Origin of the sequence: Okeania sp. KiyG1, from assembly GCF_014132355.1 — a bacterium.
In the GTDB taxonomy this organism is placed as follows: domain Bacteria; phylum Cyanobacteriota; class Cyanobacteriia; order Cyanobacteriales; family Microcoleaceae; genus Okeania.
Window position 1 is genome coordinate 24001 of record NZ_BLZO01000059.1, and the last position, 22961, is coordinate 46961.

General features: G+C 33.9%; 17 protein-coding genes and 2 pseudogenes. 7 read left to right on the forward strand and 12 right to left on the reverse strand.

Annotated elements, in window-relative coordinates; genetic code table 11:
• The first annotated feature begins 892 nt into the window (after positions 1–892).
• The 3 genes and pseudogenes from SAGCYANO_RS11895 (at position 893) to cobA (ending at position 4604) form a co-directional block, all read left to right on the forward strand.
• Positions 893–1171, forward strand: coding sequence for a competence protein CoiA family protein (locus tag SAGCYANO_RS11895; RefSeq protein ID WP_202220272.1), 279 nt, complete (start codon positions 893–895; stop codon positions 1169–1171).
• A 745-nt stretch (positions 1172–1916) separates the two neighbouring features.
• Positions 1917–2441, forward strand: a pseudogene (locus SAGCYANO_RS11905) (competence protein CoiA family protein); the annotation flags it as partial.
• A 585-nt stretch (positions 2442–3026) separates the two neighbouring features.
• Positions 3027–4604: a uroporphyrinogen-III C-methyltransferase gene (gene cobA / locus SAGCYANO_RS11910; RefSeq protein WP_202220274.1), complete on the forward strand. Its 1578-nt coding sequence runs from the start codon at positions 3027–3029 to the stop codon at positions 4602–4604.
• 487 nt (positions 4605–5091) lie between these two features.
• On the opposite strand, the gene SAGCYANO_RS11915 is transcribed toward cobA, so the two are convergent.
• The 12 genes and pseudogenes from SAGCYANO_RS11915 to SAGCYANO_RS11985 all read right to left on the reverse strand — a co-directional run bounded on the left by SAGCYANO_RS11915 (position 5092) and on the right by SAGCYANO_RS11985 (position 17678).
• Positions 5092–5274, reverse strand: coding sequence for a hypothetical protein (locus SAGCYANO_RS11915; RefSeq protein WP_202220275.1), 183 nt, complete (start codon positions 5272–5274; stop codon positions 5092–5094).
• 1015 nt (positions 5275–6289) lie between these two features.
• Positions 6290–6706: a DUF2809 domain-containing protein gene (locus SAGCYANO_RS11920; RefSeq protein ID WP_202220276.1), complete on the reverse strand. Its 417-nt coding sequence runs from the start codon at positions 6704–6706 to the stop codon at positions 6290–6292.
• 474 nt (positions 6707–7180) lie between these two features.
• Positions 7181–7474 carry a hypothetical protein gene (locus SAGCYANO_RS11925; RefSeq protein ID WP_202220277.1) on the reverse strand — a complete coding sequence of 98 codons (294 nt, stop codon included), beginning with the start codon at positions 7472–7474 and terminating at the stop codon, positions 7181–7183.
• 1265 nt (positions 7475–8739) lie between these two features.
• On the reverse strand, positions 8740–8949 hold the full coding sequence (locus SAGCYANO_RS11930) for a hypothetical protein (RefSeq protein ID WP_202220278.1): 210 nt from the start codon (positions 8947–8949) through the stop codon (positions 8740–8742).
• Between the two features lie 256 nt (positions 8950–9205).
• Complete coding sequence (locus tag SAGCYANO_RS11935) at positions 9206–9382, reverse strand: hypothetical protein (protein WP_202220279.1); 177 nt, start codon at positions 9380–9382, stop codon at positions 9206–9208.
• Between the two features lie 277 nt (positions 9383–9659).
• Complete coding sequence (lpxB, locus tag SAGCYANO_RS11940; RefSeq protein ID WP_202220280.1) at positions 9660–10853, reverse strand: lipid-A-disaccharide synthase; 1194 nt, start codon at positions 10851–10853, stop codon at positions 9660–9662.
• A 790-nt stretch (positions 10854–11643) separates the two neighbouring features.
• Positions 11644–12147 (reverse strand): hypothetical protein, encoded by a 504-nt coding sequence (locus tag SAGCYANO_RS11945; RefSeq protein ID WP_202220281.1) that lies wholly within the window; start codon positions 12145–12147, stop codon positions 11644–11646.
• A complete protein-coding gene (locus SAGCYANO_RS11950) occupies positions 12125–12406 on the reverse strand; it encodes a hypothetical protein (protein ID WP_202220282.1) in 282 nt (93 codons plus the stop codon). Before SAGCYANO_RS11950 ends, SAGCYANO_RS11945 begins: the two co-directional genes overlap by 23 nt.
• A gap of 643 nt (positions 12407–13049) precedes the next feature.
• Positions 13050–14191: pseudogene (locus SAGCYANO_RS44575) on the reverse strand (IS701 family transposase); the annotation flags it as partial.
• A 187-nt stretch (positions 14192–14378) separates the two neighbouring features.
• Positions 14379–15206, reverse strand: coding sequence for an acyl-ACP--UDP-N-acetylglucosamine O-acyltransferase (lpxA, locus tag SAGCYANO_RS11975; protein WP_202220286.1), 828 nt, complete (start codon positions 15204–15206; stop codon positions 14379–14381).
• Positions 15207–15209: 3 nt separating this feature from the next.
• Positions 15210–15734 (reverse strand): 3-hydroxyacyl-ACP dehydratase FabZ, encoded by a 525-nt coding sequence (fabZ, locus tag SAGCYANO_RS11980; RefSeq protein ID WP_202220310.1) that lies wholly within the window; start codon positions 15732–15734, stop codon positions 15210–15212.
• Positions 15735–16619: 885 nt separating this feature from the next.
• Positions 16620–17678 carry a UDP-3-O-acyl-N-acetylglucosamine deacetylase gene (locus SAGCYANO_RS11985; RefSeq protein WP_202220287.1) on the reverse strand — a complete coding sequence of 353 codons (1059 nt, stop codon included), beginning with the start codon at positions 17676–17678 and terminating at the stop codon, positions 16620–16622.
• 170 nt (positions 17679–17848) lie between these two features.
• On the opposite strand from SAGCYANO_RS11985, the gene SAGCYANO_RS11990 reads away from it, so the two are divergent.
• From SAGCYANO_RS11990 to pstB, 4 genes are all read left to right on the forward strand, one after another.
• Positions 17849–18832 (forward strand): PstS family phosphate ABC transporter substrate-binding protein, encoded by a 984-nt coding sequence (locus tag SAGCYANO_RS11990; RefSeq protein ID WP_202220288.1) that lies wholly within the window; start codon positions 17849–17851, stop codon positions 18830–18832.
• A 952-nt stretch (positions 18833–19784) separates the two neighbouring features.
• Positions 19785–20714: a phosphate ABC transporter permease subunit PstC gene (pstC, locus tag SAGCYANO_RS11995; RefSeq protein ID WP_202220289.1), complete on the forward strand. Its 930-nt coding sequence runs from the start codon at positions 19785–19787 to the stop codon at positions 20712–20714.
• Between the two features lie 332 nt (positions 20715–21046).
• Positions 21047–21991, forward strand: coding sequence for a phosphate ABC transporter permease PstA (pstA, locus tag SAGCYANO_RS12000; protein WP_202220290.1), 945 nt, complete (start codon positions 21047–21049; stop codon positions 21989–21991).
• A 108-nt stretch (positions 21992–22099) separates the two neighbouring features.
• Positions 22100–22777: a phosphate ABC transporter ATP-binding protein PstB gene (gene pstB, locus SAGCYANO_RS12005; protein ID WP_237396077.1), complete on the forward strand. Its 678-nt coding sequence runs from the start codon at positions 22100–22102 to the stop codon at positions 22775–22777.
• Positions 22778–22961: the final 184 nt, after the last annotated feature.

Here is a 22961-nt window from a genome sequence, read left to right on the forward strand (position 1 = left end):
TTCTTAAGTTGTGCGTAGTGCTATAATCGGAGAGATTATAAGTAGGTAGATGGGAAAATTTACAAGTACGTCAAATGTGGTGGCATAGTCAAAAAGTAGACCTGTAAGATAAAAAGGCGATCGCTGATTTTTATCAATTTATTGGGAAGTTATTTTTCCTATGGCTTATCTTTTATCATACTCATAATAGAAGGTAAAAATTTAGGATTTTATTTAACCATTAAAATTATGCCATTAAGAGCTATCTTAGAGCTGATTTGTAAACTTCCCCAAAAGTCTTATATTACCTAGCTTTTAGCAATTATAAATTTACTTGACAAAAATCCTGAAAGCTAAATAGAGTAACTCATTCAGCGTCTTAATATTTACTTTATAAATCAGCTCTTAGATAATCAAGAATTATTAGCCCCACTACTATCTGATGAGGAGTGGGAAGAATTAAAACGTAAAAAAGTTCAGGTTATTTTACCTTGTTGTGAAGCAAGAGGACATTTAAGAACTTCAAAATTGGGAACTAAGCATTTTGCTCATAATAAGAAAGATGGATTTCATTAATGGATAATTGATAATTGATAATTGATAATTGATAATTACCTATCCCTAAAAGGAAGAGGATTGAATAAAAGGAAAAAATTTATTCTCTTGGTCGATTGGATATGGCGCAGGTTTCGGAGCCATCCCACCCTACGGGAAGCTGCGCTACGACCGCTGTCTTGGTTGATTGGATATGGCGAGGGGACCTCGCCATCCCTCAACCGCTTTTTCCCCTTGAAAGGGGAGGTTTTAAACCTGAATTATTTAATTATTTAATTATTAATTATTCGGTAATTATAAATCAGAAACATAGCAAAATCTTTTATGCAAAACAGAAATTTCTAAAGTCTGTAAAACTATGGGTTACGATGTTAAAACTGAAGCAAGTGGAGTAGATTGGAGAGCTGATGTTTTAGCTACTAAGCAAGTAAAAAATCAATTAGTTAAACTTGCTTTTGAAGTTCAATGGAGTCCTCAAACTTTAGAAGAAACTAAACAACGTCAAGATAAGTATGCCAGAGATGGTATTCGTTGTTGCTGGTTATTTAAGAAGTTACCAACATCCGAAGAAAGACAAGATATACCGATGTTTCAATTACAGTTTGACCAATCTGAAAATCCTACGTTCATTAATTGATAATGGATAATGGATAATGGATAATTGATAATTACCTCTGGTTAAAACCACTTTTGATTGAAAACAAGGAAATATTATTTCTTTTTCCCCTTAAAAGGGAGGCTTTAAACCTGAATTATTTAATTATTTAATTATTTAATTATTAATTATTCGGTAATTTATGATAACAACATCTATCTTTTAAATAATTTTATTACTGAAATTTTATCTGGTCATTTTAAATTTTCTCAATTTTACCGATATAAAAAAACAGCAAGATATTAAAATCAGATTTTTTCCTGTCAATTGTTGGAATTGGAAGTGTCGCGGGAAATATTATATTTATCACGTTCACAATGAGTCTTATGAAACTTTATGTGGCTGTAATTTGAATTTAATAAACTACATTAGATTAACAGACAAAATTATAGGAGAGCCTCAATTTATCCCTGAAATTGTAAGTAAAGCTTATGAATGCTTGAAGACTGAAAAAACTAAACGTCAAAATATGAAAATGGGCAAAATTAAATCTCGCTATATTCAATAATTGATAATTGATAATGGATAATTGATAATTACCTATCCCTAAAAGGAAGAGGATTGACTAAAAGGAAAAAATTTATTCTCTTGGTCGATTGGATATGGCGCAGGTTTCGGAGCCATCCCTCGACCGCTTTTTTCCCCTTGAAAGAGGAGGCTTTAAACCTGAATTATTTAATTATTTAATTATTAATTCTTCGGTAATTATAAATCAGAAACATGGCAACATCTTTTATGTAAAACAGAAATTGCTAAAGTCTGTAAAACTATGGGTTACGATGTTAAAACTGAAGCAAGTGGATTAGATTGGAGAGCTGATGTTTTAGCTACTAAGCAGGTAAAAAATCAATTAGTTAAACTTGCTTTTGAAGTTCAATGGAGTCCTCAAAGCTTAGAAGAAACTGAACAACGTCAACAAAAATATATCAGAGATGGGATTCGCTGTTGCTGGTTATTTAAGAAGTTACCAACATCGAAAGAAAGACAAGATATATCGATGTTTCAATTACAGTTTGACCAATCTACAAATCCTACGGTAATTTATGATAACAACATTTATCTTTTAAATAATTTTATTACTAAAATTTTATCTGGTCATTTTAAATTTTCTCAATTTTACCGATATAAAAACAGCAAGATATTAAAATCAGATTTTTTCCTGTCAATTGTTGGAAATGTGGCAGACAATATTATATTTATCACGTTAACAATGAGTTTTATGAAACTTTATGTTGCTGTAATTTTAATTTAATAAACTACATTATATTAACAGACAAAATTATAGGAGAGCCTCAATTTATCCCTGAAATTGTAAGTAAAGCTTATGAATGCTTGAAGACTGAAAAAGATAAACGTCAAAATATGAAAATGGGCAAAATTAAATCTCGCTATATTCAATAATTGATAATTGATAATGGATAATTGATAATTACCTATCCCTAAAAGGAAGAGGATTGACTAAAAGGAAAAAATTTATTCTCTTGGTCGATTGGATATGGCGCAGGTTTCGGAGCCATCCCTCGACCGCTTTTTTCCCCTTGAAAGAGGAGGCTTTAAACCTGAATTATTGAATTATTGAATTATTGAATTATTAATTCTTCGGTAAAAAAGTTGGAAACTCATACACTTCATTCGGTTTTCCTTATTGTGATGCAATATTAGATAATCATTATTTTGACAAAATTTGTGAGGTTGAGTATGGATATATTCAACATATTGATTTTGAAACAACTGTTAATATCTTTTCTGAAAAACTAAATATTCCTCATTGGTGCTATTCTCTAACTAAAGATTTTTGTTGCAACTACTAATTTAGATTTACTTAACTCATATAAATATGACTAAATCACTAGGAAAAGTATATATTGTTGGAGCTGGACCCGGAAGTAAAGAATATTTGACTGTCAAAGCACATTCCCTAATTACTCAAGGGGAAGTCTTAATTTATGATGCCTTAGTTGATGACTCAATTCTACAATTAGCACCAGAAAGTTGTTTAAAAATAGAGATGGGTAAACGTGGTGGTAAACCGAGTATGTCTCAGTCAGAAATTAATAGCTTGTTAGTAGAAAAATGTCGTTTAGGTAAACAAGTAATTAGATTAAAAGGAGGAGACCCTTTTATTTTTGGTCGTGCTGCTTCAGAAATTCAAGCATTAATTGAAGCTGGTTGTGAATTTGAGGTTGTACCAGGAATTTCTTCTGTATTAGCTGCACCTTTACTAGCAAATATTCCTTTAACAGATGCAGTTATGAGTAGAGCTTTTGTCGTCTTGACTGCTCACGATATAGAAGCATTAGACTGGGAAAGAATTTCTCAGATTGAAACTTTAGTAATTTTAATGGGGGCACGAAATTTAGATGAAATTGTGCGTCAGTTATTAAGACACAAAAGAACATCTCAAACTCCTGTGGCAATTATTCAAAATTGTGCCACTCTAAAACAACAAATTTGGATTGGTAGTTTAGGGGATATTGTTCAACAAACCTATGCCGAATATTTGTCCCCTTGTGTGATAATAGTAGGGGAAGTAGTCAGGTTACGAGATTATTTAAAATCTCCAAATAATATGGTTAGAGAAAAGTCAGTAGCAAAAACTGAAATAGCGCCTTTAGCAAATAAAACTGTTTTAGTGACTCGTGCCGCAGGTCAGTCTAGTAAGTTTAGCGATCGCCTAGAAAAAGTAGGGGCAAAAGTAATTGAAATGCCAGCTTTAGTTATTACTCCTCCTTCAAGTTGGCATGATTTAGATGTGGCTATTAATAATATAGATAGTTTTGATTGGTTAATTTTGACTTCTACAAATGGGGTAGATTACTTTTTTGAAAGATTGGCAGATAAAGGTAAGGATAGTCGTGCTTTATCTGGTGTAAAAATAGCAGTTGTTGGTAAAAAAACTTCGGGAAGTTTGAATGCTCGTGGTTTGAAAGCAGATTTTATTCCGCCTAATTTTGTTGCTGATTCTTTGGTGGTAAATTTCCCTGAAAATTTAAGTGGAAAAAAGGTTTTATTTCCCAGGGTAGAGACTGGTGGTAGGGAAGTATTAGTGAATGAGTTAAATAGTCAAGGTGCGGAGGTAATAGAAGTAGCTGCTTATGAGTCTAGTTGTCCAGAAAGTATTCTACCGGAAGCTTTATTAGCACTACAAAATCGTCAGATAGATATTATGACTTTTGCTAGTTCTAAAACGGTGCGAAATTTTTGTTATTTGACGGCTGAAAATAAAGATAATTTACCGCAAAATTGGTTAGAAAATATTTGTATTGCTTCTATCGGACCTCAAACTTCTCAAAGTTGTCAGAGTTTGTTAGGTAGAGTAGATGTGGAAGCTGAAGAATATACTTTGGAGGGGTTGACTGAAGCTATTATTAGGTGGGTAGGAATTGAAAGTCAAAAGTCAAAAGTTAAAAGTTAAAAGTAAGAAAAAAGGAATTAAAAGTCAAAAGTCAAAAGTCAAAAGTTAACAGCAAGAAAATCCGACTCCTGACTCCTACTCTCACTCATAAGGTAAGCATTCCGCAGGAAATGCTTACCTCATAAGACTTTTTCAGCAAACCCTAATTAGTATAATAAAAGTTATACATAAATATAGTCTTATTTAGTCAAATCATGCCAAATATTTTCGTTGATTTGTACTAAGCAGCTACTAAAATATTTGACAAAACTTAATAGATTTCGACTATCTGTTTATAGTATAACGAAATTTGCTGAGAGTTCCAGACTAAATAATCATAAAAATTACTAAACCCTCGAATCCTAATATAATTTTAACTCCCGGATTTATGAAATTAGTTGAGAGACTTATGATTCAAAAAAATCATCGGTTTTATGCTGAAATTGACCGACTGTGTTTCTTGTCTAAAAATCTCTTAAACTCATGCTAATTATTTAGGGTTTGCTGATTAAATATAAAAGTCTTGATCTATAAAGGTTTTGGCCTTTAATGGTAGTGAAAAAGTACCAGGTTTTTGCCTTACGGAAGGCTCAAAAAGTGAGTATTGGCGCAAGTTAAGAGGCAGAATAATCTTGGGATAATTTTTCCTTTGTACGTCCTCTACAACTCCTGATTCCTCTTGACTCTTCACTACTCCCTACTCCCTACTCCCTACTCCCTACTCCCTACTCCCTGCCAAGCGAAAAAGACTTTTGAGCGCAAACCCTATTTAGTTCGTCAGTCTTGGATATTTGAAAAGACAAATAATTCCTACTATGACCTAAAAAAACACTCTCTACTCAAGCAGATTATCAAACAATTCCAGCTAAAGTATCTCAACAAATATTGATGATACTAGAGTCAAACTGGAGGAGTTTTTTAGCAGCGAATGAAGTTTATAAACACCAAGCCATTAAAGTTTAACGCTTGTCCTCGTCTTCCGGGATATAAAAATAAAATAACGGGAAGAAATATTGTAGTTTATACAAAACAAGCCATCAGTAAAAGGCAACTTGAAACTTGGAATTATTAATCCGAGTAAAACTGGGATTAACCTAAAAACCACTATATCTGTAAGCATTCAGCTGTCAGCTATTAGCCATAAGCTATTGCTTTTAGTTTTAGATAAAAGCTTTACTAATTTAGGCAGAATTTATACTTAAGGAGCCATGTAATAATAAGTTGTACAAATTTTATCTGGGATAAATTGTGAAATATAGCTTCCATTAAAAAACTGTTCAAGTTATTTTTACACGACTACTAACTATAAAAGCTGGCGCTCAACAGTCTATATTCATTAAAACCTCATCATGATAGCTGATAGCTGACTGCTAATAGCTGTTAGCTCCGCATTCCGCAGGAAATGCTTACCTATACCTACTTCACAGATTCAACAAGTTCATCTAGTCTCTAGACTTAACCATTATGTAATTGAGGTGATTTATGAAGCTACTAAAAAACAATACGAGCTAGAAAAAAATCGTTGCGCCAGTATTGATATTGGATTAAACAATTTAGCTACATTTTAGCTACATTAACTTTTAATCAAGCCGAAATCAAACCCAAGAGTGATAAATGGCAGACCGTTAAAATCAATCAATTTCCATTCAATGCAGACATAAAACGCCAGAATATCCCCAGATAATTCCCACTCTCATCCTTTCTTCCTACTGACTCAGTCCTCCTGACGCCTGACTCCTCTCATCATAAAACTTGAAGTAACGTAAAAATATCCAAGTCAATGTACAACCTAATATATAGTACAAAAAATCCCACCAGACAAAAGTATTTCCTAACAACAGTCTGCCAATTAAAGTAGCTCTAATAGCTTGTAAAAAAGGTGGTTTCCATAACTGCATAAATTCTAGAAAACAGGTGACAATAAATACCCAAAAAGCCACTAAACCAGGTTTAAGTCGAGGTCGAAGAAAAATAACTAAAAAAATCCAGAATGCTTCATAAAAAATTGAACTAAAAGAATTATTCAGCCATTCCGAAAATAGCCCTTCATAAAATTTAGTTGCAAAACCTAAAATTACAGTAAATATCAAACAAATTAGAATTGTAATTCTATATCTTTTCATCTTTTCATAAAAATTAGAAGTTGTAAGCTTAAGAACTTCCTTCTAAAATCCTACTCCTGGACTATAAAAAAACTAAAATAATGAAGTTCAATACCCTAGTTAACAAGTAAAACTTATTCCTTAGTCATAGTAGCTTTTATTGCTGTATTTGACTTATGAAATAGCTCAAAAAACGGAATGAAATCAATAATCAAAATTCTTCCTTTTTCCTTCTATATGTAAGCATTTCCTCCGGAATGCTGCGCAAATAGCCGTCAGCTAGACTCCTGTGGTCGGAACTGCGGACTTCAGCACTTCCCTGCGGGATGCTACGCAAACAGCTATTGCTTTTAGTTTTAGATAAAAGCTTTAGTAATTGAGGCAGAATTTATACTTACTACCAAAGTCGGCTAAAACAGTCTATATTCATTTAAACCCCCTCATAAAAGCTGAGAGCTGACAGCTAATAGCTGAATGCTTACTTTTATATTTATATTAATATGGTGAAGGTATACAAGAATAAGTCAATAGCCACCTAGTATAACCTTGTTGATAGGCATCAAGATAAATTAACTGTTCCCTTAACTCTTCGAGCCCTAATTTATTCATACCTATTTCTGGAAATTCATTCATCCCTATTTTGGCCCTCAAACAACCATCCTTAAACGCAATAGCTTGTAGCTCTAGTTCATTCTGATTAATACTCATGTATTCCCCTAAATCTATTTCAAATTGAGTATAACCTTGTAGATAAGCATCTGCATAAATGTTATTTTCAATTTTTTCCACTATGTTTAATTTTTTAAATTCTGCTTCTATAGATGGATCTAAACCGGATTTAGACCTTTGATAACCATCAATAAATCCCTTTCTTTCTAGTTTTTTTCTCAGCTCTGGAGAAATAATATTACTTCTAATTTCTCCAGCAAAAACTAGAGAATTTAAAACTATTACAGAACCTAAAAGTAGAAAAATTTTTGTGACAATAATAAATAATTTATATAATCTTTTTGCATTTTTTTATTTCTGTGTTTAGCTCATCAGTAAATACTGTCAAAATAAAGCAGAAGGAAAATATAAATAGTATTCATAAATAGTAGTAGTTAATATATTAATTCTACGAGCAACTTCTACCTTAATAAGAATTATACCAATTTAGTAAACCAGTGCCCAGGGGAGAGTTACCCTCTAAAATTGATTTACAGCACTTCCCGCTATTATGAGGTACTTATATTTATGGTTTTAGGGAAAACTTAACTGGGAACAGGGAATAGGGAATAGACAAAAAATATTCCTGACCGTCAGTTGTACCTCATTAGTACGGAATCTGATGTATCAAGAAATTGATGTATAGCAATAATCCATGAGAAATTGTATTACTTAGGGTTTGCTGAAAAAGTCTTTTAGTATGTGTAGGAGACAGGAGACAACTCACACCTAACCCCGACCGTGGAGGGGAAGACAGGAGAAATGGGAATGAGCGAGGAGGTAGGAGCTAAGTTTTGTCCCAAGATTGTTCTGCCCAATTATTGTCTAAAATACTAACTTTTTGAGCGTTTTAGACGTGATACCATGCACTTTTTAAAGGCCTCAAAAAAGCACTTGTCTTTATATGTCAATGCTTTTAGATTTAATCAGCAAGCCCTACTTAGTCCAGTTTTCCGAAAATATTTCTAATGTAAGCATTCAGCCGTCAGCTATTAGCTATCAGCTATTGCTTTTAGTTTTATACCAAGGGTGATAAATGTTCGTTACAAATGGTAGGGATGTTGCATGCAACGTCCGTACGAAAGAAAGAAGAGGGAAGAAGGAAGAAGGATTAAATTTTGAAAAAAAGGGGAAAACAATAGAAATAAATATCTAAAATCAACTGGAGCAGCTATTTTTAAGCATATCCGAGCGAGGTCTACCTTTTTGTAGCATTCTTTTTTCACGCTTGGTATTAGATTGGACTTTGGACTAAAAAAATAGTTAGCGTAATATTTACACTAACTACTGGAATTAAGGTTTAAAGATAGAATCAAATCTGGAATTATCTTCTTTTATGACATTATTTATCCCATTTGAAAATCATAGGATGGGTCTAGTTCAACTTCTCCACCGAAACAGATATCTAAATAACTTTCTTGAAGGGAATGAACAACCCTCTCTAACTCATCAATAATATCCCTTCGAGTCATTTTTTCAACTGCATCAATATGAGCTTCATTTCCCGCTTTTCCTAAATATTTATATTTAGTTTTTTTCTGACTATCAGTAGCCATAGGAAAAATCGGTGAAGCAGATTGTAATTTATAATAATAGTAAAGTTTCTGATTTCTATTGACTTGATAACGAATGATATGACAATCACGAGGAATGACCTCTCCTTCTCATCCCCGCGATAAATCGACGGGGATTCTAAAAGGATACTGCGATTGGGGGTTAAAACCGCATTGCTTCGCGTCTTTTTAGCTGACCAGAATTTTAACTTCTGGGGACTTTGTCAAAACGCCCCTAGACACTCGACTTAAATCAAAATTAAGTGTCGTGCTTACGAAGTTTGTACTTTTTACTTAATTGCTTAAATGACTTAAAAGATTCGGCAACACTTCTTAATATTTGTTGGGCTGCTTGAGAATACATAACCTGATAATGTTGGTTACTTTTATACTCTTTATCTAAGTCAAACTTACCGATAATTTTATGGGTTTTCAAATAGATTTGACGACCATAAATATTTGCCACAATTGGTAAGCTTGTTAGATTCAGAGCAAATAAATTCTAATACATCTTTTAATTCATAATTTGGATTAATTAAATTTTGTTGACAGCCATACATTTTTATTTTCACCTCCCTCAAACTATAATAGTCTTAATTAAAACAAAAAGACAAGATGGATTAAAATCCATCGAGTCGCATTTCATCCATCGCTTCAAAGACGATGGCTTTCATGCTCCCGTGTTAATTTGGTAATTTTACTAATAAGCTTGATTACGTTAAAACTGAATCGAAAATTGCTTTAGCTGCACGACCACAAACTCCTTGTTTTCCCAAAGCATGACGCATTTCCTGATAATTTATTATCATTTTTTCTCGGTACTGAGAATTTAATAGAAGTTCCAAAGCTTCAGAAACAATCTTTTCAGGAGTAGCATTTTCTTGAAATAATTCTGGCACAATAGCTTTCATTTGTACCAAGTTTGGTGGCGACATAAATGGAATTGAAAATCTCAAAATATTCCTGGCAATCCAAACAGTTATGGGATTAACTTTATAAACTACTACTTGCGGTACATTTAGCAAGGCTATTTCCAAATTCACAGTACCAGATTTAGCGATCGCCAAGTCAGCTGCAGCCAGAATTTCTAAATTTTTACTTTCTTGTATTTCTTGATTATTTTGTGGCAGAGAAGGATAAATTTTTGCCTGTAGTTGATACTTCTTAATTGCCTCTTCAATAGGATGACGATAACTCTCTAAAGAAAGAGGAATCAGAAAATAAACTTGAGGTAATTTTTCCTGAATTATTTGTGCTGCTCGAAATATTACTGGCATTAAATATTTAACTTCTTGTTGTCGAGATGCTGGTAATAAAGCGATCGCTATTGTATCTGATTTTATGCCCAAATTATGACGTGCTTTTTCTCGACTAGGAGCTATTTTTATTCTGTCAATTATGGGATGACCTACCCAAGTAACTTTAGCTCCTTTTTGTCGAAAATAATTTGCTTCTTCCGGAAAAATCGCCAAAAGTTTGTTTGCTAAATTTACGATCTTATTTGTTTTACCTTTTCCCAGAGACCAAACCCATTCTTGAGGAGCAATGTACCAAATAATTGGTAAATTCGGCCAGGTTTTACGGATATAACTACCAATACTAATATTAGGTCCCATATAGTCAATCAAAACAACTATATCAGGGGATTCATTATGTAAATATTCTTTTGCTTTTTGTTGTAGTTTCAGAGTAGGAAAAACAAAAGGCAAAGATTCAATAATTCCTACAGCACCAATTTTTGTCGTATTTCCTAATAAAGTAGCACCAGCAGCAGCCATTCTATCGCCCCCCAAGGCAACAATATCTAAGTTTAAACCTTGAAGTTGAGCTTGACGGTAGAGTGCTTCAACTAATAGAGACCCTTGTAAATCTCCAGAAACTTCACCTGTACTAATAAAAATTTTCATAAGACATAGGGGACTGGTTATTTCACTTATCAGTTATTAGTTATCAGCAAAAGAGGTACAAATATAAAAATTCAAACCTCAATTACTTCATTCCAACTGAAAGAAACTATATACCAATCGAAGCAAAGATTCAGACGTTTCTAAATGATTGAACTCAATCATAGATTATTTTTGACTTTTGCCTTGTCCATAGCGCAACAAGACTTTTAAATAATAGTATATTAATTAAATTTATAATTAATTGATTAAAATATTGATAATTTAAATTGATTTTGACAAAAAAAGTTCAAATGAGCTATTGAAAGGCAAATTTGAGGGAAAAATCGCGATTTCGCGCCTGTATGAGCAATCTTTTTATAAGCGCTACAAGTATTGATATACAGTAAATACAGGATTTTTGCCGCTCGGTCAATTTTGATGTATATTGAGTACAAGTCTGTCGCTCTGCGTAGGTGCTTATTAAAATGAGTTGAAATATTATTCATAGTAGAGCAGTTAAAGCAAATGTCGCAAAAGAACCTGAACAAGTTACACAAAAAAATTAAGCATTGTATAAATGCGGGATGATTTTAATAGTTTTGTGGAAGTGGAAGTGGAATGGGCATCTTGCCCGTTCCTAATATTTTCTGGACAGGCAGGATGCCTGCCCCCACTTACTACTTATATTCCCATTCGCCCCTCAGCAATGCCAAAAATTAAGGTTAGCCCAATGTAAAGAGGCAGCAGAAAACCCCTAGCAGGAATGGAGCGGGAATCCTGCGCTGTCTCGTAGAGAAGCGTCGGGAGGATGTCAATCCAACTTAAAGAGACTATAATTTTTGGTATAAAATGACAAATCTTGCCTCTTTTCCATAGCATTACGAAGAGCTTCAGATAAATTCACATCTTTGTCTCTGTCTATAATACCGATTATAATGATTCTACGTTGAGGAGCTGTCTCTTGTTCAGTCTTGGGTGAACATTCTCCTTTGTACTTTCCTAAGTTCAAAGTGTATCTTGGTTTGTCTTTGAGGTCGTGCTTTTCTAGAGCCTCCTGCAACCATTCATCCAACTTGCCAGCTCTAATTTTGGATCTCTCATTTTCTGTGGCTGTTCCTCCCTCGCATGAAGCAGTACCGACACTAATTAGTTCAGAAGCTTTTCTAAAGCCCAAAATCATATATTCTCCAGAAAGCAAATTACGGATACTGGCATCTTTTCCTTTCAACTGAGTTTTATCATCGCTACTAAACTCCCAGTTGTACTTGTCTGACAAGACAGTGAATTGAAACTCAGCTTTTTTTGTTGTTTTCATCTACTCCTTTAACTTCAGGTATATTTTTAAATTCATCTGCTGTTAAAATTGCCTGAAGCTTGATTGGCAATATACTAATCTTGATGAGTTCACTAAGTTCACAATCTTCCTCACTATTTAAATTTTTCTCAGAAACCTGCTTTTCCACCAAGCTTAAAATTTCTTTCCTTCCACGTTGTCCAAGTTTAGGTTCATGCTCTTTAAGTCGAGCAATTATTGCGTCATCTTTTTCTTCCTGTATTTTTTTTCCCAGAAACACTTATATCTGAAGCACAGTATGAAACTTCAAATTCTATAGGCTCAAACATCTTATCTTCAAGCTTTTGAATTGGCTTGAAATATATGCAAGACTTACCCAAATCACTCTTGCTGTTCTCATATTTTTCTTCTTCTAGAACTACAGATTCTTTGAGAATAGGAATCAGCTCTTCTCTTTTAGAAGTAGCATTATCTTTACCTATAAAATCTTTAAGTTTATTTTCTGGGAATAACTTTTCGACTGCCTCTGCCTTAGCTCCCTCACGCAAAACCGCCTTAAACTCATCAATGTTATTGTATGCTGATGGATAAGAATTCTGGCAATAACGCTCCTTATCCCCTATATCATCCTTGGAGAGAAAAAGTCTATTAATTAAAATTAGCGCTAATGCTAATTGAGATAATAGATAATGTAAGATTAGTAACGTTGTCAAAAGTCTACTTGCCTTATCTAACGTTGTCAAAGGTTTACTTGCCCTATGATTTGATAATTTTGTATTTTTTATTTTGTATGTTGAATTGTTTGGAGCGCTTTTGTATGTTGAATTGTTTGGACTACTTGTTAATATTAACTTTTCCCTGTTCCCTATTCCCTGTTCCCTATTCCCTGTAAACCTACTTTCATATTTTAATTCAGCAATGCCACTTGCCCATTGTTTTTCTAACGCTCCAGTTAACTTATGCCAAATGATAAAAGTATAAGCACAAAATACCAATATAAAATGGCGTTCTAGGCTCCATTTATCTCTAAGTTGATATTCATCTCTAAGTTCATACTCTTTTAACTCCAACCACCCTTTAGCTTCTCGGTAAAAAACCTCTATCCAATTTCTGTTTGAGTAAGTATTTACTATCCACTCAGATGTCGCTTTTGAATTCTCAACATTTGTGATAAAATAATCAATTTCTGTTGCCTCTTCTAGAGAACTAGCATTCATGACGATAGTAAAAGTTCTTTCTCCTTCGAGGGGTGAAATCGATGCTCTAAATGTGGTAACCCAAATTATTTTTGGTTTTTCTACACTTAAGATAACTGATTCAAATTTATTTGCTGGTAAGCTTTTTGCTAATTCATCTATTCTAATTTCTGTTTCTGGTTGGGATTTTTGTTTAACTATTACTTTTTCCTACGGAATGCTACGCAAACGGTTTTTTGCAATTCCTCCTAGATATTTTAATTTCCTTTCTTCTAGTTTCTTCAGAAATATTGTATTATTGCCATAGTCTGCATCAATTAAAACTATTCCCGGACGATGACCTCTGTTTAGGGTTTGGTCTATTAACTCTATTCCTATGTTTGCCTTTTCTTCTAAAGAATAGGAGTGTTGATATAATTTAATATCTAAAGGTAAACTTTTTTGCCATCATAATAATGAGTTGTTACCGTTACTATTTTATTATTTGTTTTACCAATTTCTCCAATATATTGTCGGCCTACTCCAGATGTAAAATTACCACTTTTTCTATGTCCAGAATCATTTAAAATCAAACTAAATCCTCTACAGAAATTGGTTTGAGAAAATTTGTTAATTATTTCCAAGCGACGTTTATTAATTTGATCTGTATTCCAAGAATAATCTGCGATGAAATGATGTAATCGATCATAGACTATTCCAATTGATTCATTGGCCATTTGAGATATGTTTTTCTTTTCATTCTCTCCTAGTAAACCACCTAAATAATGCCTAAATCCTGTTTTCTGGGACTGGTTTTTCCAACAATCATCAAACTTTTTACACCATGTTTCAAAGCAAGGAGGCATAGCACTAGGAGTGGTCTTTTTCATGGAAATGAATCTTTGAGATAAAATCTTTATTTTATAGGTATTATAGACTAATTTTTTTCATCTACTTGTGTAAGTCTCAATAGACAATTTAATAGAAATGATATACATAATTGAAAAAGTCTGATAATTATTGCTTTGTATCAGTTGGAGCAATTTTTTACCTCCCTCTACTTAACAAAAACGTCTATCAATTATCAACTTCCTCTAACTTCACTCCCTTCGACATTTTTCCCGGCATCGGTCCACGACGTTTAGACCCAAGAGACAAACTTAAGAACTGATGTAACTCTTGGATATACCTATTCTCTGAAAGTAACTCTAATTCCTCTAAAGCTTCACTAAAAAGTTTACCCGAACGATACAGAATCCGAAAAGCATTTTTCAATATTGCTAAATCTTCACTGGTCAAACCAGCACGCTTTAATCCTAATAAATTGAGCGATCGCACCAAACAAGGATGTCCTTCGACCAACATAAATGGTGGTACATCTCTAACGACACGACTCATACCACCCACCATTGCCATTTGACCAATATGGACAAACTGATGAATACCCAATACACCACCAATTACAGCTTTTGACTCAATTTTGACATGGCCTGCTAAAGATACAGCATTAGCTATAACTACAGAATCTTCAATAATACAGTTGTGCGCCACATGGACATAAGCCATCAGTAAATTGTCATTACCAATAACAGTACTCTCACCTGCATAAGTAGCGCGATTAACTGTAACGTATTCCCTGATTTTGTTATTGTTACCAATTTTTACCCAACTTGGAGCACCTGCATATTTCAAATCTTGTGGTTCTATACCAATAGCTGCTCCAGGAAAAATCCGATTACCAGAGCCAATTTCTGTTGGTCCTTCAATCACAACATGAGCGCCAATGGTAGTTCCCGCACCGACCTTGACCTGTTCCTCTATTACAGCATAAGGACCCACCTGTACAGTGGGATGTAGTTCGGCACTTTCAGCAATAACAGCTGTTGGGTGAATCAGAGTAGGCATACTTCAATCCATTATTGAAAACATCAAATTTCCTTCTGCGGCTTTTTGACCATCCACTTCTGCAAGACCTTGCACTTTACCAAACCTGCCAGCTTTAACAGATAATAATTCTGTCTTTAATATTAGTTGGTCTCCTGGCACTACTGGACGACGAAACTTTACCTTATCCATACCTGCAAATACAAATAATCCTTTCTGAAGTTCTGGCATTTGAGAAAAGACTATGCCTGCAACTTGAGCCATTGCTTCTATGATTAATACTCCTGGCATAATTGGTCTTCCAGGAAAATGTCCTTGAAAATGGGGTTCATTAAAAGTCACATTTTTAATACCTACTGCTCTTTCTCCTGGTACATATTCTATAATACGGTCTACTAAAGCAAAGGGATATCGGTGGGGTAATAGTTTGTGAATTTCTTCAACAGTCATAATATTTATCCCAGTAGTCGCAGCATCCTGATTTTGCTGAGTTGAAGAATTTTCTGTGGTTTGTGCTGAATCTGTTGTAGTTTTTTCAGAGGTTGACATTATGTACAGTTCTTGATTGGCAGTCTTGATTTTACCATTAGACATCTCCGAAAAAGATATAGACTTTTTGCAAGATTAGGGAATAGGGAACAGGGAATAGGGAATAGGGAATAGGGAACAGGGAACAGGGAATAGATTTTTATGGCCAAAGATTACGAAAAATGATTTTATTACAGCGCTTTTCATTTAAGTAGACTACAAAATTCTTTTGGTGCGCGGGAGTAGGGAGTAGGAACCCACCTCTAACCCCTCCCTGGAGGGGAAAAAGGGAGTAGGGAGCAAACAGTAGGAGGATGCTTTGGCCAGTGTAGTTTGTCTATTTGAAAACCGCTATAACGGTACTTTAGCAAAAAATGCCTTAAAAATAGTTTTAAAGCATTGCACAGCAAGGGTTTAAGGTCAAAATAGCCTATTTCTTAAAAAATATATCTAGATTTGAGCCATTTTTAGCCAGAGTAACGTGTTTTCCTTGCTACCGTTGAGTTTGAAGTCATTTTAATCCTAAAAAATATCAAAGTCCCGATAAGTGACTGTTACAACTCTAGCTTATGTTAAATAAAGAGCAAGTTTATTTTCTGGAGATATCTATGTATAGCAATTTGAAAAGCTTATACCAATTTCTTCAGAAGTTGCATAGGATAATTAGTTGACTGTAGATCGAGATAAACAAGTTAATAAATTTGGGGTTGCAGATTATGGAATGATATTGCCAAAAATTAATTTATACTTTGATTAAAAAAACCTAATAGATATCTCCAGAAATTAAAAATAAAATCAATTATTATCCATAATCTGTCTCACCTCACATAAAATTATGTATAACACCTACAACCTACAACCTAAAACCTAAAACCTACGACCTAAGACCTACGACCTAAAATTAGTTTAACTTACAAATAACTCAGAAATTTTTTGAGTTAATTGGATATGTAATTTATGGCTAGCTTTGTAAGCAAGATAATGAGCTTGAGGAAAACTACCTAATAAACTTAAATCTCCTACTAAGTCTAAGAGTTTATGACGTACAGGTTCATTTTCAAATCTTAAGGGTGGATTTAACCATCCGGACTCATTACAAACTAGAGCGTTATCTAGATTACCACCTTTAATTAAACCAGCTTCTCGTAATTGGTCAATTTGATGTGCTAAGGCAAATGTACGAGCTGGGGCAATAAACTCAGAAAAACTTTCTGTTTCTGGAGACCAACTATGCCATTGATTACCAATAGCTGGTAGATTAAAATCTATTCCGTAAGTAAATCGAGTTTCTGGACTAGGTAAAGCAGCCACAAAAGCATCACCTTGGTTTATCCAAATTGGTCGGTCGATCAAATTTTCGGTCCTTAGTTTTGGGTTAAGAATGTGCTTTATTGGCTGTAGGGCGTAAGTATTGTTAATGTGTGTATTTATTCCATCGTTAATATTTTTTTGCCCCATCTCCCTATCTCCCCATCTCCCTATCTCCCTATCTCCCCATCTCCCTATCTCCCTATCTCCCCATCTCCCTATTTCCCCATCTCCCCATCTCCCCATCTCCCCATCTCCCCATCTCCCTATCTCCCTATTTCCATCCTCTGGTTGAGCAACTAATCCTACAGAAGCGATCGCTTCTACCCAGACTTTAGCCGAGCCATCCAACAGAGGAACTTCTGGGCCATCAATTTCAATTCGAGCATTATCTACTCCCATTCCAGCTAAGGCAGCTAATAAATGTTCTACAGTACGAATACGAATATTTTCAATACCAAATTCAGTAGAGAGAGTAGTAGAGATTACAAAGTTTATTAGAGCTGGAATACTAGGATTATTAGGTAAGTCAACTCTCACAAAATATCTACCTGCGTTTTTGGGAGCAGGTATAACTTTAATATGAGATTTAATACCGCTATGCAGACCTATTCCCCACTGTGAAAATTCTGCTGCCAAAGTATATTGATTATCCATATTTTTGTCATAATTATTGTTAGCTATTAACCTATATTTAAACTGTGCTTAAATTTTACTTATTCTCAAAGAATTATACTGAGACGTTAAATAAAAATAATAATTTTTATATTATATAATAGATGTTAAATTGTCTAGATATTTGATAAAAACTCTAGGAAAACAATAGTATGGTAACTACCAAAGTAAAGAAATTGAAGCTGAATAAGTGGAAATTAGCTAGTGTCTTTGCTCTAGTAGCTACAACATTAGCAATAACTATTCCTGTAGTTAGGTCTCAAAGCCCGTCTATAATTAAAATTGATGGCTCTAGCACAGTTTACCCTATTACTGAAGCAGTAGCCGAAGAATTTCAAAAAGAGAAAAGAGGTGTTACGAGGGTAACAGTTGGAATTTCTGGAACAGGGGGAGGCTTTAGAAAATTTTGTTCTCAAGAAGATTCTGTTAGAACAGATATTTCTAATGCTTCCAGAATTATTCAACCATCTGAAATAGAAAAATGTAAAGCTACAGGAATTGAATTTATAGAACTACCTGTTGCTTATGATGCTATTACTGTAGTTGTTAATTCGGAAAACTTTGTTGATGCTATGACTGTGGAGGAAGTAAGAAAGATGTGGGCACCTGAGGCCCAAGGTAAAGTTATGAGATGGAATCAGGTGAACTCTAATTGGCCTGATGCAGAACTAAGAATGTATGGACCAGGTGCAGATTCAGGTACGTTTGACTATTTTACTAATGAAATAGTTGGTAAGTCTGGAGCTAGCCGTTCTGACTATACGCCGAGTGAAGATGATAATGTTTTGGTTCAAGGTGTTGCTAATGACCCTAATGCTATTGCTTATTTTGGCTATTCTTATTATGAAGCTAACCGAGACTTGGTAAAAGCAATAGCTATAGATAATGGTAATGGACCTGTTAAGCCTTCACTGGAAACAGTGCGAGGTGGACAATATCAACCTCTGGCTAGACCAATTTTTATTTATGTTAATGCTCAAGCAGCGGAGCGTCCTGAAGTTAATGAATTTGTTGAATTCTATCTCAAGAATGCTCCTCAATTAGTTAAAGAAGTAAATTCTGTACCTCTATCAGAACTAGAGTATCAGCAAGCAATGGAACGTTTTAAAAATCGTGTTATTGGCAGTGGTAGTTAATTTTTAAATCTTATAATGAAGACTTAAACCATTTTTAAATAGAATAATTATTCGATTTTTAATATCAAGCTAGAGTCAACTGGCTAAACATATTTGATTATGTAAGTTCATACTGAAAGTTAGATAGATTATCAGCTAATGTCTAAGCATAAATTTTATGTGAGGTTGCACAATTAATAATTAATTATTAATTATTAACAATTACCTCTCCTTGAAAATAAGAAGATTGACGCGGAGCGTGAAAATTTTTTCTTCTCTTGGTCCATTGGATATGGCGAGGAACTCTTGCCATCCCTCAACCGCTTTTTTATCCTTTAAAGGAGAGGCTTTAAACCTTAATTATTCTTGATTATTGTTAGTAACCATTCAAGATTTAGTCCTATAGCGGAAGGAGGAAAGAAGAAGGAAGAACCGAAATTGGAAAAATCTGGTGCTTTCTTAATTTTAAGCTTTTGATACAGCAGATGGAGTAAATATTTTGTGCTTGTTTACTACCCTAATTCCTATCTTTCCTACTCCCTAAAATCATCAACATAATTACCTCATAACGCGCGGAAAATTCTGTATGTTTGTTACCTTTACTTCAACTGCTATATAAGTAAGTGTTGAGAGAATGAGGCAGAATTAAAAGTATTAAGAAAAGCATATCGGCTAACTTTAGCTATATAACAAATTCTTACCCTAATTCATTTTTAGTAAGCATTTCCTGTGGAATGCTGCATAAACAGAGGTCAGCGCTTCCCTGCGGGATGCGCTCGCATTCAACTATTGCTTTTAGTTTTAGATAAAAGCTTTACTAATTGAGGCAGAATTTATACTTACTACCAAAGTCGGCTTTATAATCTATATTTATTTAAACCCCCTGATGAGAGCTGACAGCTAATAGATGAATACTTACCATTTTTGCTAATGAGTGCTGACCATTATTATTTACTTAATCTCTGAGTACTGAATGAAAGATAAACTTTTAAAATTAATAAAATCACCAAAATTTTCACCAAGATTAGTTCAAGATATACGAGAAAAAATAATTGAATATATTTTGTTTTTAGCAGCTTTTTCCTCTGTAGTAACTACAATAGCAATTCTGTTTATCTTAGTCAGAGAATCAGTTTTATTTTTTCAAGAAATATCTATCTTAGAGTTCTTAACAAGTACACAATGGACTCCCTTATTTCAAAATCCACAATATGGAATTTTACCTTTAGTCTCAGGAACCTTAGTAACTTCAATTATTGCTTTAATGATAGCTATTCCACTCGGCACTATAGCAGGAATTTATCTGAGTGAATTTTCTCCCATAAAATTTAGAGAAACTATCAAACCTTTCTTGGAATTATTGGCTGCTATTCCCACAGTAGTTTATGGTTATTTCGCACTCTTATACGTCACTCCACTATTACAAAAAATATTTCCAAATTTGCCAACTTTTAATATGTTGAGTGCAGGATTAGTAATGGGAGTAATGATTATTCCATTTATTAGTTCTATAAGCGAAGATGCCATGCGTTCTGTGCCAGTAGATTTACGAGAAGGATCTTTTGCTATGGGAGCAACTAGGTTTCAAACATCATTATTAGTTGTATTTCCGGCTGCTATTTCTGGTATTTGTTCGGCTTATATTCTGGGAGCTTCCCGTGCAGTAGGAGAAACAATGATTGTTGCTATTGCTGCTGGCTTACAGCCCAATTTTACTTTGAATCCCACAGACCAAGCTGCTACTATTACAGCGTATATTGTGCAGGTTAGTCTTGGTGATTTACCTCATGGTACTTTAGCTTATCAAACAATTTTTGCTGCTGGTCTAACTTTAGTATTGATAACTTTAATATTAAATATCATCGGTAATTTTCTAGCTAAACATTATCGTGAAATATATTAAAAGAAGGAAGTTAAATAATTTAGAATTTAGAATTTAGAATTTAGAATTATACCAATTTGAAAAAGAAGGTTACTAATAATAAGTGCGATAAAAATATTTTGTATGAAATGTACCTTTGACAAAAAAGAGAATTTACGACCTATAAAAACTGGTATTTAAGCAATTCCCATACGACTCCTGACTCCTGACTCCTAAGAAATAGCCTAACTATTTGTAGCAAACATTTATTAAACTGAAATGACCTGTTGCCTTTTATCTAAAAAGCGACCATGTTTTTAAAACAACTCCAATTAAATTACTATATTTCGATGAATTAGAGGAACTTAATATAGATGTCAAATCAAGATTTTACCAAGAAATATTTACTTTTCAATCATCTCCTAGATAATCTGAATAAACGAAATTTGGTTAATAGTATTTTTGCCATAATTGGTTTATTAGTAATTACGGGAGCAATATTAATATTAGCTGCTTTAATAATTAAAATGATGATTGATGGCTTACCACGCCTAAATTGGAACTTCTTATTTTCTTTCCCTAGTAGAAAACCAGAAGCAGCAGGAATTTTATCAGCCTGGGTAGGTACTTGTTTAGTGATGTTAGTAACTACATTAGTAGCAATTCCTTTAGGGGTTGCTTCTGGTATTTATCTAGAAGAATATGCTCGGAAAAATTGGATTGCCGATCTAATAGAAATTAATGTGACAAATCTTGCAGGTGTACCTTCAATTATTTATGGTTTATTAGCATTAGGATTTTTTGTTTATCAGTTAAAATTAGGGGAAAGTATTCTCACCGCAGGCTTAACTTTAGCCTTATTAATTTTACCCATAGTTATTGTAACTACTCGTGAAGCTCTCCGCTCCATTCCAAATAATTTACGAGAAGCTGCTTATGCTCTTGGAGCAAGTAAATGGCAAATGATTTGGGACCATCTTTTACCTTACTCTTTTGGTACTATTCTTACTGGTATAATTATTGGTTTATCACGGGCAATAGGAGAAACAGCTCCAGTTATTACTATTGGTGCATTGACATTTATTGCTTTTCTACCAGAATCTCCGTTGAAAAGTGAATTTCCGTTTATTTCTTTTTCCTGGCTCCAAGCTCCATTTACATTAATGCCAATTCAAATGTTTAACTGGGTTTCCCGCCCACAAAAAGCATTTGAAATAAATGCAGCAGCAGCAGGTACTATATTAACTATTATGACTTTGACAATCAATACTCTAGCTATTTATTTACGTTATCTAATTCGTAAAGGTATCAAATGGTAAATTTTGATAGAAAAAAACAAGAATCAATTACTATAAAGCCCAAAGCAAAAGTAAAAACTAAATTTTTATTATGGTTCATCCCATATTTTAAAAAATGTTAATTTGGTTGTGCCAGAAAAACAAGTTACGGCATTAATCGGACCTTCAGGGTGTGGAAAAACTACTTTATTACGCTGCTTTAATCGGATGCACGATTTGTATCCAGGAAATTACTATGAAGGGGAAATTTGGCTAGATTCTCTGAATATTTTGGCTAAAAATATTGACCCAATAGAAGTACGAATGCGCATTAGTATGGTATTTCAAAAACCCAACCCGTTTCCCAAATCAATTTATGAAAATGTAGCTTATGGTTTGCGGGTGCGTGGTGAAAAAAAACGGAGTTTAATTGATGAAAAAGTAGAGCAAGCTCTTCGAGGTGCAGCTTTGTGGGATGAGGTGAAAGATAGATTAAAAGAGATAGCTTTTAATTTGTCTGGAGGTCAACAACAACGTCTATGTATAGCTCGTGCTTTAGTAGGAGAACCTGAGATGATTTTATTGGATGAACCTACTTCTGCTCTTGACCCAATTGCTACTGCTAAAATTGAAGAATTGATGAGTCAATTAAAAGAAAAGATAACTATTTTACTTGTGACTCATAGTATGCAGCAAGCTGCAAGATTATCTGATTATACGGCTTTTATGTATTTAGGGGAATTGATAGAATTTAGTGAAACTAAAGATTTATTTGCTGACCCTAAAAATCAGAAAACAGAGGATTATTTACATGGCAGAATTGGTTAATTGAAGAAGGAAGAAGGAGTGGAGGAGTAGGGGAGTGGAGGAGTAGGGGAGTGGAGGAGTGGGGGAGTAGTTAATAATTTTTTTACCGATACAATATCTCAGTTTTATGTTACTTTTGCAAGAGAGTGAAACTTGAAGTAAAAAAATATTTAGTGAAGGAGTCAGAGAAAATGTCATCAGAATA

Excerpts from the sequence above, each read along its gene's own strand:
- SAGCYANO_RS11895 (WP_202220272.1), top strand. The coding sequence starts at position 893 with ATGGGTTACGATGTTAAAACTGAAGCAAGTGGAGTAGATTGGAGAGCT.
- cobA (WP_202220274.1), top strand. The coding sequence starts at position 3,027 with ATGACTAAATCACTAGGAAAAGTATATATTGTTGGAGCTGGACCCGGA.
- SAGCYANO_RS11920 (WP_202220276.1), bottom strand. The coding sequence starts at position 6,706 with ATGAAAAGATATAGAATTACAATTCTAATTTGTTTGATATTTACTGTA.
- SAGCYANO_RS11930 (WP_202220278.1), bottom strand. The coding sequence starts at position 8,949 with ATGGCTACTGATAGTCAGAAAAAAACTAAATATAAATATTTAGGAAAA.
- lpxB (WP_202220280.1), bottom strand. The coding sequence starts at position 10,853 with ATGAAAATTTTTATTAGTACAGGTGAAGTTTCTGGAGATTTACAAGGG.
- SAGCYANO_RS11945 (WP_202220281.1), bottom strand. The coding sequence starts at position 12,147 with ATGAAAACAACAAAAAAAGCTGAGTTTCAATTCACTGTCTTGTCAGAC.
- lpxA (WP_202220286.1), bottom strand. The coding sequence starts at position 15,206 with ATGCCTACTCTGATTCACCCAACAGCTGTTATTGCTGAAAGTGCCGAA.
- fabZ (WP_202220310.1), bottom strand. The coding sequence starts at position 15,734 with ATGTCAACCTCTGAAAAAACTACAACAGATTCAGCACAAACCACAGAA.
- SAGCYANO_RS11985 (WP_202220287.1), bottom strand. The coding sequence starts at position 17,678 with ATGGATAATCAATATACTTTGGCAGCAGAATTTTCACAGTGGGGAATA.
- SAGCYANO_RS11990 (WP_202220288.1), top strand. The coding sequence starts at position 17,849 with ATGGTAACTACCAAAGTAAAGAAATTGAAGCTGAATAAGTGGAAATTA.
- pstC (WP_202220289.1), top strand. The coding sequence starts at position 19,785 with ATGAAAGATAAACTTTTAAAATTAATAAAATCACCAAAATTTTCACCA.
- pstA (WP_202220290.1), top strand. The coding sequence starts at position 21,047 with ATGTCAAATCAAGATTTTACCAAGAAATATTTACTTTTCAATCATCTC.